We start from the raw sequence: 19,182 nt of genomic DNA, 5'->3' as shown, positions 1-19,182 counted from the left end.
GACGGAACGCCCGTCGCCCGGTACCGTTACACCGGCGTGATCGGGGGATGCGGATGAAGATCGTCGTGTGGGGGCTGACCGTCAGCTCGTCCTGGGGCAACGGCCATGCGACCTTGTGGCGCGGGCTGATCCGGGCGCTCGGCGAACAGGGGCACGACGTCGTCTTCGTCGAACGCGACCAGCCCTGGTACGCCGATCACCGCGACCTCCATGACCTGCCAGGTGGCCGCCTGCTCCTCTACCGCGACTGGTCGGACGTACTGGCGCGCGGCCGCGACCTGCTCGACGCCGATGCGCTGGTCGTCACCTCCTATTGTCCCGACGCGAAGGCGGCCGAGGCGCTGGTCCACGATCGCGGGCGCGGGCGCACGATCTTCTACGATCTCGACACGCCCGTGACGCTTGGGCGGCTCGCGGCGGGCGAGGCGGTCGACTACCTGCCCGACCACGGGCTGGAACGCTTCGATCTGGTGCTGAGCTACACGGGCGGCCCGGCGCTTGACGCGCTGAGGCGCCGCCTGGGCGCGCGGCGGTGCGCTCCCCTCTATGGCCACGTCGACCCCGCCGCGCATCGCCCGGTGCCCCCGCTGGAGGTGTATCGGAGCGACCTGTCGTACCTGGGCACTTACGCCGCCGACCGCCAGCCGACGGTCCACCGGCTGTTCGTCGAGCCCGCCGCGCGTAGCCCCGCCCACCGCTTCGTGCTCGGCGGGTCGAGCTACCCCGCCGACTTCCCGTGGCGATCGAACATTTGGTTCATGAACCACGTCGCGCCGCCCGATCACCCCGCCTTCTTCTGCTCGTCGCGCCTGACGGTGAACGTCACGCGCGCGGACATGGCGGCGATGGGCTGGTGCCCGTCGGGCCGCCTGTTCGAGGCGGCGGCGTGCGGCGTGCCGATCGTGTCGGACGATTGGGACGGGCTCGACCGGTTCTTCACGCCGGGCGAGGAGATCCTGCTGGCGGGCGGGGCGGAGGACACGCTGGGCGCGCTGGCGCTGTCGGACGCCGAGCTGGCGCGGATCGCCGGGGCGGCGCGCGCGCGGGTCCTGGCCGAGCACAGCTCCGACCACCGGGCGCGCGAATTCGTGGGCCTGATCGAGGCCGCGCACGACGTCGAAGCCGTCGCGGCGTAACTGTCATGTGGGGCATCATCCCGGCGGCAGGCAACGGCACCCGCATCCAGCCGCTCGCCTTTTCCAAGGAGCTCCTCCCCGTCGGCTCGCGCGTCGAGGCGGACGGGTCCGAGCGGCCCAAGGCGGTCTCCGAATATCTCGTCGAACGCATGGTCGAGGGCGGCGCGACGAAGATATGCTTCGTGATCTCGCCCACCAAGTCGGACATCGTGCGCTATTACGGCGGCGGGATTGGGCGGGTGGACACCGCCTTCGTCGTGCAGCCGGTCGCGGCCGGGTTGTGCGACGCGATCTTCCGCGCCTGCCCGTTGATCGCGGCGGATGAGGACGTCGTGATCGGATTGCCCGACACCATCTGGTTCCCGTCCGACGGCCTCGCGCGGCTGCCGACCGATCGCCTGGCCTTCCTGCTGTTCCCGGTCATGAGCCCCGAGCTGTTCGACGCGGTCGTGCTGGGCGACGGCGACCGGGTTGAGGAGATCGAGGTCAAGCGGCCCGGCGCGCGGTCGAACTGGGTGTGGGGCGCGTTCCGGATGCCGGGGCACGTCTTCCATTCGCTGCACCGGCTGTGGTGCGAGCCGGGGCGCGGAGACGAGTATATCGGAACGCTGGTCAATGCCTGGCTGGCGCGCGGCGGCGAGGCGGTCGGGGTGCGGGCGGGCACGTCGTATGTCGATGTGGGGACGCTGGGCGGCTACCGGTCGGCAATCGGGCTGCTGGCGGGCGCGTGACGGGCGCGGACGCCTGGGCGCGGCTGATCGCGAGCGGCGCGCCCGTGCGCGACCCCGTCGCGGTGGTCGTGGCGCATGCGGACGACGAGACGCTGTGGACCGGCGCGGCGCTCGGGCGGATGGCCGACTGCCGCCTGGTCCACCTGACCGACTCCAGCCCGCGCGACCTGGGCGATGCGCGGCGTTCGGGCTTCGCGACGCGTGGGGCGTACGCCGCGGCCCGGATGGAAGAGTTGGACGCCGCGCTGGTCGCGCTCGACGCGTCGCCGAGACGGTTCGCGTACGAGGTGCCCGACCAGGAGGCGTTCGAGCATGTCCCTACCCTCGTCGAGCGGCTGGTCATCGACTGCGCGGGCGTCGCCGCCATCGCCACGCACCCCTATGAGGGCGGACATCCAGATCACGACGCCGCCGCGCTCGCCGTCCGCGCCGCCGCCGACCGATTGGGCGTGCCGGTGGTCGAGTTCGCGTCCTACAACCTCCACGGCGGCGAGCGAGTGTGGGCGCGGTTCGAGCCCGATCCGGGCTGTCCGGAGCATGGCCGCCCGCTCCTGCCGGGCGAACGCGCGCGGATCGACCGCGCGCTTGCGGCGCACGCGTCGCAGGCGGGGGTGTTCGGCGATTGGCGGCCGGAGGTCGAGCGGTGGCGGGCCGCGCCGCGCTACGACTTCACCCGACCGCCACCCGGCGAGGGCTGCCTTTATGACGGCTTCGGCTGGGCGCTGACGTCGCGGCGGTGGCGCGAGCGGGCAGGCGCATGGGCCTGACAGTGGTGAGCGTCGCCTATCCCTTCGCGCCCGTCACCGCCGATCCGGCGGGCGGGGCGGAGCAGGTGCTGGCGCAACTCGACCGCGCGCTCGTCGATGCGGGGCACCGGTCGATCGTAGTGGCGCGGTCGGGATCGGCGGTCGCGGGCGAGCTGGTCGCCACGCCCGCGCCGCCGGGTCCGATCGACGACGCGGCGCGCGCCGCGGCGCACCGCGAGGTGCGCGCGGCGATCGGTCGGCTCGCGGGGGAAGCGGACGTCTTCCACCTGCACGGCCTCGATTTCGACGCCTACCCGCCGCCGCCGGGACCGCCGTGCCTGGTGACGCTGCACCTGCCGCTCGCCTGGCACTCCGCCATGGCGCTGCGGCCGGGCCGGCCGCGTACGTGGCTTCAGCCGGTCTCGGCGGATCAGGCGCGCCGCGCGCCGAAAGGAACGGCGCTCCTCCATCCGATCGCGAACGGGGTGGATGTCGAACGATACCGTCCCTCCTCGCCCAAGCGGGACTATGCGCTCGTGCTCGGCCGGGTCGCGCGGGAGAAGGGTTTCCACGACGCGATCGATGCGGCGCGGCTAGCGGGTGCGCCACTCCGCGCGGCGGGGGCGGTGTTCCCTTATCCCGAGCACCGCCGTTATTTCGACGAGGAGGTCGCGCCTCGGCTGGACGGGACGCGCATCTGGGTCGGCGCGGTCGCGGGCGCGGTGAAGGCGCGGCTGATCGCGGAGGCGCGCGTGCTGCTGATCCCGTCGACCGCGCCCGAGACGTCGTCGCTGGTGGCGATGGAGGCGCTGGCGTCGGGAACCCCGGTGATCGCCTACCGAAGCGGGGCGTTGCCCGAGATCGTCGAGGACGGGGTCACGGGGCTGATCGTCGACGACGTGGCTGGGATGGCCGACGCGATCGGGCGGATCGGGGCGATCGACCCGGCGGCATGTCGGCGGGCGGCGGTCGAGCGATTCGCGGTCGGCCGGACGACGGCGGCGTATCTCGATCTGTATCACCGGCTGGCGGCGTGACCGAAGAGGTGCTCAGGGCCTGCGCGGCGGGCCAGATCTCGCCGCAGATCGCGGTGGCGCGGTTGGTGCTGTCGGGATCGGCCGTGGACGCGCAGGCGCTGGCGGCGCGCGCCGGGCTGGAGCCGGCGGGGTCGCCGCTGCGTGTGGCGGCTGCGCTCGCGGCCGATCATGCGCCCCGGCTGGCGCGGCTGGGCCGGATCGCGGCGGACGGGCTGGATCCGGAGGGGCCGGACCTGCTCGCCGCGACCGCCGCGTTGTTCGACCGGTTGGCGGCGGTGGAGCCGGAGGCGGCGGTGGCGTTCTACTCGCTGGGCGATCCCGCGCTGCTGGCGGCGGCGACCGCCGAACTGGTCGCGGTCGTGCGGGCCTGGGTCCCGATCGATGGCCGCGCGGTGCTCGATTTCGGAAGCGGGATCGGGCGGTTGGCGACCGCGCTCGCGCCCGACGCCGGGCGGGTCGTGGGCGTCGACATATCGGCCGGGATGGTCGAGCAGGCGCGCGAGCGAGCGGCGGGATCGGTCAATGTCGCGTTCGAGGCGACGGACGGGGGCGTCCTGCCCTTCGCGGATGGGAGCTTCGACCTGGCAATCGCGGTCGACAGCTTTCCGTATCTCGTCCGTGCGGGCGTCCTGGCGGTCCAGATGGCGGAGATGGCGCGGGTGCTGCGCCCGGGCGGCGACCTGCTCGTGTTCAACTGGTCGTACCGTGGCGACGACGCGGCGGACGCGCGCGAGGCGGAGGGCGCGCCGGGCTTCGAACTCGTGCGGTCGCGGGAGCGGCCGTTCGCGATCTGGGACGGGGTGGGGTACCATCTCCGGCGGCTGCCGTGATCCCGGCATTCTCCGGCGACGAGTGGTGGGACCTGTGGCGGCGCGATCCGCGCGCGACGCCGTTCCAGTCGCCGGCCTGGATGGAAGCGTGGTGGGAGTGTCTGGGCGGCGGCGAGCGGATCGATCTGGAGGCGCGCGGGCCTGATGGGCGGCTGGTCGCGGCGTTGCCGATGACGGTGTGGCACGATGCGGGCATGCGTCGACTCGTGCCGGTGGCGGCGGGGCAAAGCGACTATTCGGACGCGCTGGTCGATCCCGCCGCCGGGCCGGATGCGGTCGCGGGCTTGTGGGACGCACTGCTCGCCACCGCGAACCGGTGGGACGAGGCGCTGCTGCCCGACCTGCGCGCCGACTCGCCGCTGCTCGGCCCGGTGCCGGACGGGTGGCGCGCCGTGGACGAGCCGGGCGAGGTGTGTCCGGTCATGGTCCTGCCGCCCGCGCCGCCGCTGCTGGCGGGACTGTCCAAATCCAAGCGGCGCAAGGTGGTGCATGACAGACATCGCGCCGCGGCGGTCGGCGAGGTGAGCGAGACGATCGTCGGAGCATGCGGGATCACGCAAGCGCTCGACGCGCTATTCGCGCTCCACGCCGCGCGCTGGGCAGCGGCGGGGGAGCCGGGGGTGCTCGCCGACCCCCGGGTCCAGGCGTTCCACCGCGCCGCCGCGCCCGCGCTGGCGGCGGCGGGGCTGCTCCGCCTAAGCGTCGTGCGACTGGACGGGCGGATCGTCGCGGTGCTGCTGGGATTCGCGGATGGGCGGCGGGGCTATTCGTATATCAACGGGGTCGACCAGAGCGTGCCCGGGCAGAGCTTCGGCACGCTCGCCTTCGCGGTCGCGATCGAGGACGCGCTGGTCGGCGGCGCGGGCGAGTTCCACTTCCTGCGTGGGGAGGAGCCGTATAAATATGCTTGGGGGGCGGAGGCGCGGACGACGGTGCGGCGGCGGGTGGTGCGGGTTGGAAGTTCACTAAAGTTCATGCCAAGAATGCTTCTGGATGGGCGTTGATCGATACGCGCGACAGCACCCGGTCATCGCATTTTCAGCAGCTTAGCGTCCGGATGTTGCCGAAGGTGCCGCGAGTCGTCGTTTCGCACCTTGCACTCGCGCGACGGTGAACATGGGTCGGGGCTGGCGATGTCAAAGAGCGCGGACGAGGTCCGAGTCGCATCGATGCTGGCACAGGTCGGGGCTTGTAGGATAGCGCCTTTCCTACCCTTTCCCGCGAAAGCGGGAGAGGGTTGGGCTACACCGCCATCGAGACCCCAGCCCTTGCGGGGGTGACCCTCGCGATCGCTTTCGTCAACTAGATGCCAGAGCCGGCTTCCTCCCCTCGACCGACATCGACCCCCGCCCCCCTCAGATGCCCCATCAACTTCCCCCGCAGCCGTTCCAGCCCCTCCGCCGTCCACGCCTCCACCCGCGCGGTCAGTTTGGGTTCGGTGCCCGAGGCGCGGAGGAGCCACCAGCCTTCGGGGGTGGTGACGCGGAGGCCGTCGGTGCGATCGATGGCCGCGCCTTCCGCGAGCAGCGCCTGTTCGATCCCGGCGAGGACGCGGGGCTTGTCGACGTCGGGGCAGGGCAGGCGAAGTTCGGGGGTGGCGTGGGTGCGGGGGAGCGCCTCGCGCCAGGTGGTCAGGCTGCCACGGCGGCCGATCACGCCTAGCAGGCGGACCGCGTTGTGGAGGGCGTCGTCGGTGCCGTACCAGTCCTCGGCGAAGAAGAGGTGGCCGCTCATCTCGCCCGCGACCGGCGCGCCCTCGCGCAGCATCGCCTCGCGGATGAGGACATAGCCGGAGGGGGAGAGGACGCCCCTGCCCCCGGCCTCCGCGATCCCGTCGAACAGGACGCGGCTGGATTTCACGTCGGCGACGACCGCCGCGCCCGGATGGCGGGTGAGGACGTCCTGGGCGAGGTAGAGCAGGAGCTGGTCGGGCCAGACGATCCCGCCATGCGCGTCCACCACGCCGATGCGGTCGCCGTCCCCGTCGAACGCGATGCCCAGATCCAGGCCATGCTCGCGAACGAGCGTCCGGAGATCGGCGAGGTTGGCGGGATCGGACGGGTCAGGATGATGCGCGGGGAAGCGGCCATCGATTCGGCAATGGATCAGGTGATGCTCGCCGGGCAGGCGTTCGGTCAGACGTTCGACGACCCGGCCAGTCGCGCCATTGCCGGCATCCCAGCCGATGCGGAGCGCAGGCGCGCCGTGCGCGGCCTGGAGAAGGCGGGCGAGGTAGGCGTCCTGGATGGCGACCGCGCGGGACCCGCCGCCGAGGGCAGGCGCGGCGGACCGCCCGACCAGCGCCTGAAGCGAGGAGCCGTGCACGGGATCGATACCGAGCAGGATCTTGAATCCGTTCTCGTCCGACGGGTTGTGCGAGCCGGTGACCATGACGCCGCCGTCGAGTTCGAGCGCGTGGACGGCGAAATATAGCTGGCCGGTCGGGCCCAGTCCGGTCCGCCACGCTTCGACGCCGCCGGCGACGAGGCCATCGACGACCGCGGCCTCCAGCATGGGGGAGGACAGCCGGCCGTCATGGCCGACCGCCACGGTGCGCCCTCCACGCTCGAGCACGGCGGCGGCGATGCGGAGGCCCAGCGCGCGGGCGTCGCGGACGGTCAGGTCGGCCCCGACGCGCCCGCGCAGGTCATAGGAACGCACCAGCCGCGGGTTGACCGCGGCCGGTGCGCCAGTTCCGCCCGTCAATTTGGAGGCGTCAGTAGCCGCGCTTGGTCATCCGGCGCTGGTCGAGCGCCTTCTTGCCCATATACGCCGCGCCGAGCGCCAGCCCGAGCGGCCCCATGCGGCGCATGCCGCCGGCGAGGAGCGCGCCGGTGAGCGCGCCCTTGACCCCGCCCGAGCCGTCGCGGCGGTCCATGCGGCTGCCGATCACCGCGCCCAAGATACGTCCGATCATGTTTGGTACTCCTTCGGGAGGTAGGACGCGTGGGGGGCGGTGCGGGTTCCCCACTCCCTTCGTCACCCCGGGCTTGACCCGTGGTCCCGCTTGGTCCGCGGCGGCCGTTCGGAACAGAAGAAGCGGGACCCCGGATCAAGTCCGGGGTGACGGGATTGGGGACAGGCCTAGCGACCCAACATCGTTTCGGGCCTGACTATCCGGTCAAATGTATCAGCATCGACCAGGCCCAGCTCCAGCCCCACCTCCTTCAGCGTCTGCCCCTTCTCGTGCGCGTGCTTCGCGATCTTCGCGGCGTTGTCGTAGCCGATCTCCGGCGCGAGCGCGGTGACGAGCATGAGCGAGCGGTCGAGGAGCAGCTTGATGTTGTCGCGCCGGGCGGTGGCGCCCTCGACGGTGCGCTCGGCGAAGCTGGTCATGCCGACGCTGAGCAGGTCGATCGAGCGCAGCACGTTCGCGCCGATCAGCGGCTTGAACACGTTCAGCTCCATATGGCCCTGGAGCCCGCCGACCGTGACGGCGACGTTGCTGCCCATCACCTGCGCCGCGACCATGGTCAGCATCTCGTTCTGAGTCGGGTTGACCTTGCCGGGCATGATCGAGCTGCCCGGCTCGTTGGCGGGAAGCTCGAGCTCGCCGAGTCCCGAGCGCGGACCCGAGGCGAGGAGGCGCAGGTCGTTGGCGATCTTGGTGAGGGCGACCGCCAGGACGTTCAATGTCCCGTGCAGGTCGACCAGGCCGTCGTTCGACGCCAGCGCCTCGAACTTGTTGGGCGCGCTTGTGAAAGGAAGCTCGGTCATTTTCGCGATCTCGGCGGCGACCGCCTCGCCGAAGCCGGCGGGAGCGTTCAGGCCCGTGCCGACCGCCGTGCCGCCCTGGGCGAGCGGCATGATGTTGTAACGGGTCGTGTTCTCGATCCGCTCGCGCGCGTTACTGAGCTGCTGGGCGTATCCGGAGAATTCCTGGCCGAGCGTCAGCGGCGTCGCGTCCTGGAGGTGCGTGCGGCCAATCTTGACGATGTCGTCCCACTCGCGCGCCTTCGCGTCGAGCGCGGCATGAAGGCGGTCGAGCGCGGGGGTAAGCTTGTCGCGCACCGCGATCGCGGCGGCGACGTGGAGCGCGGTCGGGAAGCTGTCGTTCGAGGATTGGCCGCTATTTACGTCGTCGTTGGGGTGGACGGGCACCTTGCCGCCCCGGGTGCCGCTCATCGCCTCGTTGGCGCGACCGGCGATCACCTCGTTCGCGTTCATGTTGGACTGGGTGCCCGATCCGGTCTGCCAGATGACGAGCGGGAACTGGTCGTCGAGCTTACCGGACGCTACCTCGGCGGCGGCGGCCTCGATCGCGTCGGCCTTGGCGCTGTCGAGCCCATGGGCGCGGTTCACGCGGGCGCAGGCCTGCTTCACCAGCGCCAGCGCGTGGACGATGCCGATCGGCATCCGTTCCGCCGCGCCGAACGGGAAGTTCTCGATCGAACGCTGAGTCTGCGCGCCCCAATATGCGGCGGCGGGAACGGCGATGGGGCCGATCGAATCGGTTTCGGTGCGGGTGTCGGTGGAGGCGGTCATGCGTCTGGTCACTCCGTCATGCCGGACTCGTTCCGGCATCCATCGCGGTGCGCATATGGCAGCCGGTGGGCGCGTACAACGATGGACCCCGGAACAAGTCCGGGGTGACGGGTGAAGAAGGGGCGTCGCGGCAAAGCCGCGCCGTCGGTCGCGAGCGGGCTCGCGCCGGCCGGGCTTGGGCGTCTCGCTTCGAGCTTCGCTCGGCGCGTGCGCCCTGGCGCCTTACTTCTTCCTCTTGAAATCCACGCTCACCACGTTCGAACCGTCGTCGGCTTGCACCACCGTCGGCCCGTCATTCTGCGCCGCGTCATGTTCGGTCGGGCCGTCGTTCGGGCCCTCTTGTGCCTGGAAGCGAAGTTCGAACGCGACGGCGGGATCGTGGAAGCCGGTGATCGCCGAATATGGAATGACGAGCTTGGACGGCACCTGGTTGAAGGACAGCCCGACCGAGAACTTCGCGTCATCGACGATCAGGTCCCAGAAACGGTTCTGGAGCACGATCGTCATCTCGTCGGGAAAGCGTTCGATCAGGCGCTTGGGAATGTCGACGCCGGGCGCGTGCGTCTTGAAGGTGATGTAGAAATGGTGCTCGCCGGGCAGCATCGACCCGCCCTCGACCACCGTCGTCAACACGCGGCCGACGACCGCGCGCAACGCCTCCTGGACGATCTCGTCATAGGGGATCAGGCTGTCGGGGAGGCCTTCGCTCATGGTGAACGGGGTTAGGCGGTTTTCGGGGCGGGTCAAGATTGCATGGGCGCGGCGGCGCGCTTAACGGCGACGCCATGCGCCAAGCCACCATCGCACGCGACACCGCCGAGACCCGGATCTCGGCCACCGTCGACCTGGACGGGACCGGCGTCTACCGGGTGAGGACGGGCATCGGTTTCCTCGACCACATGGTCGAACAGCTGTCTCGGCATTCGCTGATCGACATCGACCTGACCGTCGAGGGCGACTTGCATATCGACGGGCATCACACGACCGAGGATTCGGCGCTCGCGCTGGGCCAAGCCGTGGCCAAGGCGTTGGGGGACAAGCGCGGGGTCAGGCGGTACGGCGACGCGCTGTCGCCGATGGACGAATGCCTGACGCGCGTGGCGCTCGACCTGTCGGGGCGGCCGTGGCTGGTGTGGCGTTGCCCGTTCACGCAGACGCGGCTGGGGACGTGGGACACCGAACTGATCGAGCACTGGTTCCACTCGTTCGCGCAGACGGCGGCGATGACGCTCCATATCGAGCTGCTGCACGGTCGGAACAACCACCACATCGTCGAGAGCGCGTTCAAGGGGTTGGCGCGCGCTTTGCGGACGGCGGTGGAGATCGATCCGCGTAAAGGGGACGCGGTGCCGTCGACCAAGGGGGTGCTTTGATGCTACCCTCCCGTTTGGGGGAGGGCCCGACCCCGCCGTCCGCGCCCTGCCCTCCCCCGACCCCTCCCGCATGCGGGAGGGGAGGATGCTGGCGCTGATCGATATCGGGTCGGGCAATCTCCATTCGGTCGAGAACGCGCTTGCGGCGGTGGGCGCGGACGACGTGCTGGTGACCGCCGATCCGGACGCGGTGCGCGGGGCGGAGCGGATCGTGCTGCCGGGCGTGGGCGCGTTCGGGGCATGCGCGGCGGCCTTGCACGCCGTGGACGGGCTGATCGATGCGTTGGAGGAAGCGGTGCTCCGGGACGCCAAGCCGTTCCTGGGCATCTGCGTCGGCATGCAGCTGATGGCGGCTGCGGGCGAGGAGCATGGGGCCCATGCGGGGCTGGGCTGGCTGCCGGGGCGCGTGCGGCGGCTGGCGCCGGAGGACGCGAGCGTCAAGGTGCCGCATATGGGGTGGAACGACGTGACCCCGATGGGCGAGCACCCGCTGCTGGCGCGGGGCGAGGCGTATTTCCTCCACAGCTACGCCTATGACGGCGCGGGGCTGCTCGCGACGACCGATCATGGCGGGCCGGTGACGGCGGCGATCGGGCGCGACAATCTGCTGGGCGTCCAGTTCCATCCGGAGAAGAGCCAGCGTTACGGGCTGGAGATGCTGGCGCGGTTCCTGGCGTGGCGACCGTGAGCCTCATCGTCTTTCCCGCGATCGACCTGAAGGCGGGACAGGTGGTGCGGCTGGCCGAGGGCGATATGGCGCGCGCGACCGTGTATGGCGACGACCCGGCCGCGCAGGCGATGTCGTTCGCGCAAGCCGGGGCGGAGCATCTGCACGTCGTCGACCTCGACGGCGCGTTCGCGGGCGCGTCGGTCAACGGCGACGCGGTGGCGGCGATCGTCGGGGCCTTCCCGGGACACGTCCAGCTCGGCGGCGGCATCCGCGACCGGGCGGGGGTGGAACGGTGGTTCGATCTGGGCGTCGCGCGCGTCGTCATCGGCACCGCGGCGCTGGAGGACCCCGAATTCGTGCGCGCGGCGGCGCGCGATTTCCCGGGCGGGATCGTGGTGGCGGTGGACGCCAAGGACGGCATGGTCGCGACGCGAGGCTGGGCGTCGGTGTCGGACGTGGGCGTGGTCGAACTCGCGCGGCGGTTCGAGGACGCGGGGGTCGCGGCGCTGCTGTTCACCGACGTGGGTCGTGACGGGTTGCTGAGGGGTGCGAACATCGACGCGACGGTCGACCTGGCGCGGCAGGTCGCGATCCCGGTGATCGCGAGCGGCGGCGTCAAGGGACTGGCGGACATCCGCGTGCTCGCGCTCCATGCGAAGGATGGGGTGGAGGGCGTGATCACCGGGCGGGCGCTGTATGACGGGCGGCTCGATCTGGGCGCGGCGCTGGCCGTGGCGGCGGCGTGAGCGTCAAACCATGACGGTGCGCGCGCGGGTGATCCCCTGCCTCGACGTCGCTGGCGGGCGGGTGGTGAAGGGCGTCAACTTCGTCGCGTTGCGCGATGCGGGCGACCCCGTCGAGCAGGCGCGCGCCTATGACGCGGCGGGGGCGGACGAGCTGTGCTTCCTGGACATCTCGGCCAGCCACGAGGGGCGCGGGACCCTGCTCGACATCGTGCGGCGGACGGCTTCGGTCTGCTTCATGCCGCTGACGGTCGGCGGCGGTGTCCGGACGGCGGACGACGCGCGCGCGCTGCTGCTCGCGGGGGCGGACAAGGTGGCGGTCAACTCGGCGGCGGTCGCGCGGCCGGAGGTGGTGGCGGAGATCGCCGAGCGGTTCGGGAGCCAGTGCGTCGTCGCCTCGATCGATGCGCGGCGCCGATCGGACGGAGCCTGGGAGGTCTTCACGCATGGCGGGCGGCGCGCGACCGGGATCGACGCGGTGGCGCACGCGGTGCGGCTGGCGGAACTGGGCGCGGGCGAGATCCTCGTCACCTCCATGGACCGCGACGGGACGCGCGACGGGTACGACCTCGCCCTCACCCGCGAGGTCGCCGACCGGGTAAGCGTGCCCGTGGTGGCGAGCGGCGGCGTCGGCACGCTGGGCCACCTCGTGGCGGGAATCACGGAGGGCGGCGCGTCGGCGGTGCTGGCGGCGTCGATCTTTCATTTCGGGCAGGCGACGATCGCCGACGCCCACCGCGCGCTGGCGGCGGCGGGCGTCCCGGTGCGCGGGCGGTGATCGTCGCCTTGCTTATGACCATTGCTCCCGCCGCTGGTCTCACCGCGCCCGAACCATCCTACGTCGCCACGGCGGCGCCGGCGGTCCGGTTGCGTCCGCGCGACCGTTTCCCGCGCAAGGATTAGCAGCGATGGACGATCCGCTCGACCGCCTGGAGGCCGCCATTCGCGCCCGTCGCGGCGCCGATCCCGCATCCTCCTACACCGCCGGCCTGTTCGCGCGCGGCCGCCCCCGCATCGCGCAGAAGCTGGGCGAGGAGGCGGTCGAATGCGTGATCGCCGCGCTTGGCCCCGAAGCTCGGGCGATCGTGCCGGAGGCGGCGGACCTGCTATATCACCTGCTCGTCCTCCTGGCCGACGCGGACCTGACGCTTGCGGATGTGCGCGCGGAGCTGGCGCGGCGCGAGGGCGTGTCGGGGCTGGAGGAGAAGGCGGGGCGGCGTGGCTAAGGCGGGCCGCGTCGCCCGGTGTAGGTTCCGCCCGCGACAAGGAGAGTTGTCATGGACCGCCGTGTTCATCCCGACGGTCGCGAGGAACTGGTCCGCGTGGATCTGGACGCGATGGCGACGCTGCTCGGTCGCTGAATGAGCGGGGGTCGGCGGCGGCTCTGGATCGCGGCGGGGCCGAACGGACCGGGCAAGACGACCTTGATGTCCGATCGGATCGCCCGCCGCATACTCTTACTCCCGCATGCGCGACGTCAGCGTCGGTTGCACCGCGCCCTGGCGACCGCCGAACCAGGCGGCGAGCGCCCCGAGGATCAGGGAAACCGCCGCGACCAGGGCCGCCGTCGACGCCGCCTTGGCGGCGGTGTCGGCCGCCTGCGTCGCGCGTTGCTTCAACTCGGTCGCCTGCGCGGCCGTCCGCTGTTCGGCCTGCGCCACCTTGGCGCGCGCCTCGGCGGGCGGGACGTTCTGCGTCTGGGCGTAGACCTGCGCCGCCTGCTCGCGCGCCCGCGCCTGTTCGGCCGGGTCGTCGCTGGTCGCGCCCTTCAACGCCGCGCCCGCCGCGCCCGCGATCTGGCCCAGATCGGCCCCGCCCGTCGCCTGTCGGACCTCGCTCTGGACCGCGCCCGCGATCTCGTCGCCTTGGCCCGCGGCCGCCGGGCCGGCCGCGGTTGCCACCGTCCCGGCGGCGCGCGCCACGCCACCCGCCGCGCCGCTCAGCGCGCCGAGCGCCCCGCCGACGATCCCGCTGATGGCCGAGGACAGCAGGTAGATCACCGCCAGCGACATGACGGCCCACGAGATCAGCCCGTGGAAACCGCCCGTCGACTCGCGCGGCTTTCCGGCCATCCGCCCGGCGATCCAGCCGCCGGCGAGCGACGCGATGATCCCCGACAGCACGAACCAGATGCCCGCGCCCATCGACAAGCCGCCCGCCGACGGGTTGTCCGACGTCCCCGGGTCGAGCGTCGCGAGGCCCAGGCCCAGTCCGACCATATTGAGCAGCAACTGCGTGATCAGTCCGATCGCGACGCCCGCGAAGATCGCGCCCCAAGCGACTTGGTTGATCATGATGGTGCGCGCGTCCTCGGCCGGCGTGACCGGACTTAGATGCGGCGCGTCCTTGTCCCCCCGAGCGCGCGGCGTATCCGGATGCTGATCCATATTGCATGCTCCCTGCTTCAATAACTAAAGCGAGTAACATGCCGACCGGTTCCGGAAACTTACTTAGGTCAGGATCAAGTCTTGATGATCTTTCACGAATGCTGGGGTGCGGCGTTCCACCCAGGAAGAGACGTCCCCGACAAGCGGGGCGCGGGTCGGTCTTGCTGGCGCGGCGGGGATGAATAAGGTCGATCGCTCGACCTCGCAGGCTTCAAGGACCTTCGTATGCCCATCGACGCCACCCTGCCCTATGATCCCGCCAACATCTTCGCGCGCCTCTTGCGGGGCGAGATCCCCTCCACTCGCGTTCATGAGGACGAATGGGCGGTGGCGTTCCATGACATCGCGCCGGTCGCGCCGACGCACGTGCTGGTGATCCCGCGCGGCCCGTACGTGTCGTGGGACGATTTCAGCGATCACGGGTCCGACGCGGAGATCGTGGGGTTCGTGCGGGCGGTGGGGACGGTCGCACGGACGCTGGGGCTGGTCGAGCCGGGCTATCGCTTGCTCGCCAACACGGGGCCGCATGGCGGGCAGGAGGTGCCGCATCTGCATGTCCACCTGTTCGGCGGAACCCCGCTCGGCCTCATGCTCGCGCGATAAGGCGTTGCGCGCCCCGCGTTTGCGGCTAGGTTCCGGAACAATGATGTTACGGGGCCGTCCATGAGCCCCGAATGGGGAGTTGCGTTTCTCGATGATCTTCGACCGTATCAAGTCGCTCGACGCGATCCTGGCGACCGCCGAGAAGAAGTCGCTCAGCCGGACGCTCGGCTGGTTTCAGCTGACGCTATTCGGCATCGGTTGCGTGATCGGCACGGGCATTTTCGTGTTGACCGCCGCCGGCGCGCAAAAGGCGGGGCCCGGGCTGATGCTCGCCTTCGCGATCGCGGGGGCGATCTGCATCGTGGCGGCGCTCTGCTACGCCGAGATCGCGTCGATGATCCCGGTCGCGGGATCGGCCTACACCTACACTTACGCCACCATGGGCGAGTTCCTGGCCTGGACCGTCGGTTGGGCGCTGGTGCTCGAATATGCGGTCGCGGCGAGCGCGGTCGCGGTCGGCTGGTCCGGCTATTTCTCCGGAACCATCCTCAATGAGTTCCTGGGAGTTCAGCTGCCCGCATGGCTTGCGGCCGGGCCGCTGGCGCTGGGCGGCGCGCCGGGCGGGTTCATCAACCTGCCAGCAGTCATCATCGCCCTGCTCGTGACCTGGCTGCTCGTGGTCGGCACGAGCGAAAGCGCCAAGGTCAACGCGGTGCTGGTCGCGATCAAGGTGACCGCGCTTACCGCCTTCATCGCGCTCACGCTCCCTTCCGACCAGTTCAGCGCGTCGCGCTTCAACCCCTTCCTGCCCGCCGGGCTGTTCGGCGGCTTCGGCACGGGCGTCGGCGCGGTAGGCGCGGCGGCGACGATCTTTTTCGCCTATGTCGGATTCGATGCCGTCTCGACCGCCGCCGAGGAGACCAAGGACCCGCAACGCAACGTACCGATCGGGCTGATCGCGTCCCTGCTCTTCTGCACCGTCTTCTATATCCTGGTCGCGGCGGGCGCGGTCGGCACCATCGGCGGCCAGCCGATCATGGGGCCGGGCGGCATTCCCTTTCCCGCCGGGTCGGAGGAGCTCGCGCGTCAATGCGCGTTGCCGCAGCATGCCCAGGCGCTGGTCTGCTCGAACGAGGCGCTGGCGCATGTGCTCCGCCGGATCGGATTTGGCACGATCGGCAACCTGCTCGGCATCGCGGCGTTCATCGCGCTACCCTCGGTCATCCTGGTGCTGATGTTCGGCCAGACGCGCATCTTCTTCGTGATGAGTCGCGACGGGCTGCTCCCCGATGCGCTGTCGCGTGTTCATCCGCGGTATAAGACGCCGCATATCGTGACGATGCTCACGGGCGCGGCGGTCGCGTTCGCGGCGGCGTTCCTGCCGGTGGGCCAGCTCGCCGACATCGCCAACGCCGGCACGTTGTACGCATTCGCGATGGTCGCCGTCGCGGTGCTGGTGCTGCGGCGCACCGACCCGGGCCGGGCGCGGTCGTTCCGCACGCCGTTCATCTGGTTGATCGCGCCCGCGACGATCGTGGGATGCGTGTTCCTGTTCTTCAACCTGCCCACGGCGGCGATGCTGGTGCTGCCGATCTGGGGTGGAGTCGGGCTGATCGTGTACTTCTTTTACAGCCGCCGGATGAGCCATGTCGGGCGGGGCATCGCGGAGGTGCCGGAGAGCGAGACAGGCAAGCTCGAGCCGGGCGTGCCGAGCGGACGTTGAACCAAGAAAGGGTCGGAGCGGCGATGCTCCGACCCTTCTTCTTTCCATGCTGGCATGGGTCGCCGGGTTAGGCTCAGCCCATCTTCTCGGTCGCCAGCGCCTTCAGGTCCACCTCCGGCCGCGCGCCGTAATGGCCGATCACCTCCGCCGCGCAGATCGCGCCGAGACGGAGCGAAGCGCGCAAGTCGCGGCCGCTCGCCTGGCCGTGCAGGAAGCCCGCCGCGAACAGGTCGCCCGCGCCCGTCGTGTCGACCAGCCGATCGATCGGCTCCGCGCCGACCTCGACCCGCTCGCCCGCTTGGATCGCCAGCGCGCCGTGCTCGCCGCGCGTGACGACCAGCGTCGGCACTTGACGCGCGACGCTCGCCGCCGCTTCCTCGAAATCGTCGGTCCGCGCGAGCGCGGTCAGCTCGTTCTCGTTGGCGAACAGGATGTCGATCACCCCTTCGGCGATCAGCGCGCGGAAATCGTCGCCATGGCGCGAGATGCAGAACACGTCCGACAGCGTGAACGCCACCTTGCGCCCGGCCATGCGCGCCACGTCGATCGCGGCGCGCATGGCCGCGCGCGGCTCCTCCGGATCCCACAGATAGCCCTCGAGATACAGGATCGCGCTGTCGGCGATCACCGAGCGGTCGAGCGCGGTCGCGGGCAGGAACTGGCCCGCGCCCAGGAACGTGTTCATCGTCCGCTGGCCATCGGGGGTGACGAAGATCAGGCAGCGGCCGGTCGTCGGCTCCCCCGCGCGCACGGCCGTGTCGAAGCGGACGCCGGCCGCGCGGATGTCGTGCGCGAAGACCCCGCCCAGCTGGTCGTCCGCGACCTGGCCGATGAAGCCCGCGCGCCCGCCGAGCGCGGCGACGCCCGCGACGGTGTTGGCGGCGGAGCCTCCCGACGCCTCGCGGCCCGGACCCATCTTGGCGTAGAGCGCGTCGGCCTCGGCGGGGGAGAACATCAGCTGCATCGAACCCTTGGTCATGCCCTGCGCGGCGATGAACGCGTCGTCGGCGGGGCTGAGCACGTCGACGATGGCGTTGCCGATCGCGACGACGTCAAGGCTGGGCTGGGTCAAGGAGCGCTCCGAGGCATGGGGGAAGCACGCGGGCTAGCCGTGCGGTCGGGTCGGCGCAACCGGCGTTGACCGAAGGTGGGCGGCGGCAGCATGCGCTGCGGGCATGACGCGTTCGTTCACCCTCGCTCCGTTCCTCGTCGGCGGCCTGCTCTCCGCCTGCGCCGCGCCGACCGCGCGCCCGGCGCCGGCCGCTCCCGTCGCGCCCGCTTTCGCCGCGATCGGGCTGGAGCGGGTGCTGGGTCAGGATGCGGCCGGGCTGGTCCGCCTCTTCGGAGAGGCGGACGCCGACATGCGCGAGGGCGACGCGCGCAAGTTGCAGTTCGAGAGCGGGATCTGCGTGCTCGACGCGTATCTGTATCCGAACGGCGGGTCCGACCCGCGCGTCACCTATCTTGACGCGCGCGAGCCCGACGGCAGCCCCATCGACCGCGCCAGCTGCGTGGCGGCGATGACGCGGAGAGGGGCGGTGAAGTGACCCTCTCCCGCTTTCTTCCCTCTCCCGCCTTTGCGGGAGAGGGTGGCCGAGCGTAGCGAGGTCGGGTGAGGGCAGTTCGCCCTAAGAACTGCCCTCACCCTGGCGCTTACGCGCCTGTCCCTCTCCCGCGAAAGCGGGAGAGGGTTGCAGACCGGCCCACTCTGCACGAACGTCATCATCCTGCTCTTGCGCGACCCGCCACCGCTCCGCCACCCACCGCGCCGCGTCCAACCGTCCAAGCGCCCATACCGCCGCCCCGCGCACGACCGGCGCAGGGTCGTCCAGCAACCGGATAAGCCGCTCCACCAGCGCCGGGTCGCCGCTGTTCCCCGCCGCGACCGCCACGTTGCGCACCATCCGGTCGCGCCCGATCCGCTTGATCGGCGATCCCGCGAACACCTGCCGAAAGCCCGCATCGTCGAGATCGAGCAGATCGCCCAGCGACGGCGCGGTCAGCTCCGCGCGGGGGAGGAAGGCGCGGTTCGCGGCGGCGCTCGCGGCGAACTTGTTCCAGGGACAGACCGCGAGGCAATCGTCGCAGCCGTAGATGCGGTTGCCCATCCGGCTACGGAACTCATGCGGGATCGGGCCGCGATGCTCGATCGTCAGGTACGACACGCACCGTCGCGCGTCGAGCCGGTAGGGCGCGGGGAACGCGTCGGTCGGACACGCCCTTTGGCATGCGTCGCACGAGCCGCAGGACGCGACCCCGCCCCAGTCGGGTTCAAGGTCCAGCGTCGTGTAGATCGCGCCGAGGAACAACCAGCTGCCGTGATCGCGACTGACGAGGTTGGTGTGCTTGCCCTGCCAGCCGAGTCCGGCGGCCTCGGCCAGCGGCTTTTCCATCACCGGCGCGGTATCGACGAACACCTTCAGGTCGCAGCCCGCCGCGTTCGCCAGCCAGCGGCCTAGCGCCTTCAATTGCCGCTTGACCACGTCGTGATAGTCGCCCCCTTGCGCATACACGGAAATGCGGCCCCGGTCGCCTTCCTCCGCCAGCGCGAGCGGATCGGCGGCGGGGGCGTAGCTCATCCCCAGCGCGATCACGCTCCGGACCTCGGGCCACAGCGCGGCCGGGCTTTCGCGATGGTGCGCGCGCTCCTCCATCCAGATCATGTCGCCGTGCCGCCCCTCGGCCAGCCACTCGCGCAGTCGCTCGCCCGACCGGGGCGCGGCGTCGGCGGGCGCGATCCCGCAGGCGGCGAAGCCGAGCTCGGCCGCCATCACCTTG

General features: G+C 71.1%; 21 protein-coding genes. 14 read left to right on the top strand and 7 right to left on the bottom strand.

What is annotated here, in order from left to right:
• The first annotated feature begins 53 nt into the window (after window positions 1–53).
• From ACFE71_RS05620 to ACFE71_RS05595, 6 genes are read left to right on the top strand one after another with little or no spacing between them, the layout of a single operon-like run.
• Window positions 54–1,136, top strand: coding sequence for a glycosyltransferase (locus ACFE71_RS05620; protein WP_375427826.1), 1,083 nt, complete (start codon window positions 54–56; stop codon window positions 1,134–1,136).
• A 5-nt stretch (window positions 1,137–1,141) separates the two neighbouring features.
• Entirely contained in the window at window positions 1,142–1,867 is a 726-nt protein-coding gene (locus ACFE71_RS05615; protein WP_375427825.1) for a sugar phosphate nucleotidyltransferase, read from the top strand.
• Entirely contained in the window at window positions 1,864–2,634 is a 771-nt protein-coding gene (locus tag ACFE71_RS05610; protein WP_375427824.1) for a PIG-L deacetylase family protein, read from the top strand. The genes ACFE71_RS05615 and ACFE71_RS05610 overlap by 4 nt, the downstream gene beginning before the upstream one ends.
• Window positions 2,625–3,650 (top strand): glycosyltransferase, encoded by a 1,026-nt coding sequence (locus ACFE71_RS05605; protein ID WP_375427823.1) that lies wholly within the window; start codon window positions 2,625–2,627, stop codon window positions 3,648–3,650. The genes ACFE71_RS05610 and ACFE71_RS05605 overlap by 10 nt, the downstream gene beginning before the upstream one ends.
• Window positions 3,647–4,480, top strand: a complete 834-nt coding sequence (locus tag ACFE71_RS05600) for a class I SAM-dependent methyltransferase (RefSeq protein ID WP_375427822.1) — start codon at window positions 3,647–3,649, stop codon at window positions 4,478–4,480. Before ACFE71_RS05605 ends, ACFE71_RS05600 begins: the two co-directional genes overlap by 4 nt.
• On the top strand, window positions 4,477–5,484 hold the full coding sequence (locus tag ACFE71_RS05595; protein ID WP_375427821.1) for a GNAT family N-acetyltransferase: 1,008 nt from the start codon (window positions 4,477–4,479) through the stop codon (window positions 5,482–5,484). Before ACFE71_RS05600 ends, ACFE71_RS05595 begins: the two co-directional genes overlap by 4 nt.
• 298 nt (window positions 5,485–5,782) lie before the next feature.
• On the opposite strand, the gene ACFE71_RS05590 is transcribed toward ACFE71_RS05595, so the two are convergent.
• The 4 genes from ACFE71_RS05590 to ACFE71_RS05575 form a co-directional block, all read right to left on the bottom strand.
• Window positions 5,783–7,141 carry a phosphomannomutase/phosphoglucomutase gene (locus ACFE71_RS05590; RefSeq protein ID WP_375427820.1) on the bottom strand — a complete coding sequence of 453 codons (1,359 nt, stop codon included), beginning with the start codon at window positions 7,139–7,141 and terminating at the stop codon, window positions 5,783–5,785.
• Between the two features lie 55 nt (window positions 7,142–7,196).
• A complete protein-coding gene (locus tag ACFE71_RS05585) occupies window positions 7,197–7,397 on the bottom strand; it encodes a hypothetical protein (RefSeq protein WP_375427819.1) in 201 nt (66 codons plus the stop codon).
• A 167-nt stretch (window positions 7,398–7,564) separates the two neighbouring features.
• A complete protein-coding gene (gene fumC / locus ACFE71_RS05580) occupies window positions 7,565–8,965 on the bottom strand; it encodes a class II fumarate hydratase (RefSeq protein ID WP_375427818.1) in 1,401 nt (466 codons plus the stop codon).
• A gap of 222 nt (window positions 8,966–9,187) precedes the next feature.
• Window positions 9,188–9,676: an SspB family protein gene (locus tag ACFE71_RS05575; protein ID WP_375427817.1), complete on the bottom strand. Its 489-nt coding sequence runs from the start codon at window positions 9,674–9,676 to the stop codon at window positions 9,188–9,190.
• Window positions 9,677–9,750: 74 nt separating this feature from the next.
• On the opposite strand from ACFE71_RS05575, the gene hisB reads away from it, so the two are divergent.
• From hisB to ACFE71_RS05550, 5 genes are all read left to right on the top strand, one after another.
• Window positions 9,751–10,338, top strand: a complete 588-nt coding sequence (hisB, locus tag ACFE71_RS05570; RefSeq protein WP_375427816.1) for an imidazoleglycerol-phosphate dehydratase HisB — start codon at window positions 9,751–9,753, stop codon at window positions 10,336–10,338.
• Window positions 10,339–10,423: 85 nt separating this feature from the next.
• Window positions 10,424–11,026: an imidazole glycerol phosphate synthase subunit HisH gene (hisH, locus tag ACFE71_RS05565; protein WP_375427815.1), complete on the top strand. Its 603-nt coding sequence runs from the start codon at window positions 10,424–10,426 to the stop codon at window positions 11,024–11,026.
• On the top strand, window positions 11,023–11,754 hold the full coding sequence (gene hisA, locus ACFE71_RS05560) for a 1-(5-phosphoribosyl)-5-[(5-phosphoribosylamino)methylideneamino]imidazole-4-carboxamide isomerase (protein WP_375427841.1): 732 nt from the start codon (window positions 11,023–11,025) through the stop codon (window positions 11,752–11,754). The genes hisH and hisA overlap by 4 nt, the downstream gene beginning before the upstream one ends.
• 10 nt (window positions 11,755–11,764) lie before the next feature.
• Window positions 11,765–12,529, top strand: coding sequence for an imidazole glycerol phosphate synthase subunit HisF (hisF, locus tag ACFE71_RS05555; RefSeq protein WP_375427814.1), 765 nt, complete (start codon window positions 11,765–11,767; stop codon window positions 12,527–12,529).
• A 130-nt stretch (window positions 12,530–12,659) separates the two neighbouring features.
• On the top strand, window positions 12,660–12,977 hold the full coding sequence (locus tag ACFE71_RS05550) for a phosphoribosyl-ATP diphosphatase (RefSeq protein WP_375427813.1): 318 nt from the start codon (window positions 12,660–12,662) through the stop codon (window positions 12,975–12,977).
• 231 nt (window positions 12,978–13,208) lie between these two features.
• On the opposite strand, the gene ACFE71_RS05545 is transcribed toward ACFE71_RS05550, so the two are convergent.
• Window positions 13,209–14,138: a hypothetical protein gene (locus tag ACFE71_RS05545; protein WP_375427812.1), complete on the bottom strand. Its 930-nt coding sequence runs from the start codon at window positions 14,136–14,138 to the stop codon at window positions 13,209–13,211.
• A gap of 225 nt (window positions 14,139–14,363) precedes the next feature.
• Here ACFE71_RS05545 and ACFE71_RS05540 point away from each other — a divergent pair, with 225 nt between their 5' ends.
• Both ACFE71_RS05540 and ACFE71_RS05535 read left to right on the top strand, forming a co-directional pair.
• A complete protein-coding gene (locus ACFE71_RS05540; RefSeq protein ID WP_375427811.1) occupies window positions 14,364–14,741 on the top strand; it encodes a histidine triad nucleotide-binding protein in 378 nt (125 codons plus the stop codon).
• 91 nt (window positions 14,742–14,832) lie between these two features.
• Entirely contained in the window at window positions 14,833–16,404 is a 1,572-nt protein-coding gene (locus tag ACFE71_RS05535; protein ID WP_375427810.1) for an amino acid permease, read from the top strand.
• A gap of 73 nt (window positions 16,405–16,477) precedes the next feature.
• Here the strand turns inward: ACFE71_RS05535 and ACFE71_RS05530 are convergent, their stop codons facing one another.
• Window positions 16,478–17,476: an adenosine kinase gene (locus tag ACFE71_RS05530; protein WP_375427809.1), complete on the bottom strand. Its 999-nt coding sequence runs from the start codon at window positions 17,474–17,476 to the stop codon at window positions 16,478–16,480.
• A 103-nt stretch (window positions 17,477–17,579) separates the two neighbouring features.
• Between ACFE71_RS05530 and ACFE71_RS05525 the strand changes: the two genes are divergently transcribed.
• Window positions 17,580–17,951 (top strand): hypothetical protein, encoded by a 372-nt coding sequence (locus tag ACFE71_RS05525; protein WP_375427808.1) that lies wholly within the window; start codon window positions 17,580–17,582, stop codon window positions 17,949–17,951.
• An 81-nt stretch (window positions 17,952–18,032) separates the two neighbouring features.
• On the opposite strand, the gene queG is transcribed toward ACFE71_RS05525, so the two are convergent.
• Entirely contained in the window at window positions 18,033–19,175 is a 1,143-nt protein-coding gene (gene queG / locus ACFE71_RS05520; protein ID WP_375427840.1) for a tRNA epoxyqueuosine(34) reductase QueG, read from the bottom strand.
• Between the last annotated feature and the right edge of the window lie 7 nt (window positions 19,176–19,182).

It is taken from the genome of uncultured Sphingomonas sp. (assembly GCF_964237155.1).
In the GTDB taxonomy this organism is placed as follows: Bacteria; Pseudomonadota; Alphaproteobacteria; order Sphingomonadales; family Sphingomonadaceae; genus Sphingomonas.
The sequence above is the reverse complement of the archived record's forward strand: the minus strand, read 5'-3'. Positions and strand labels throughout refer to the sequence as shown.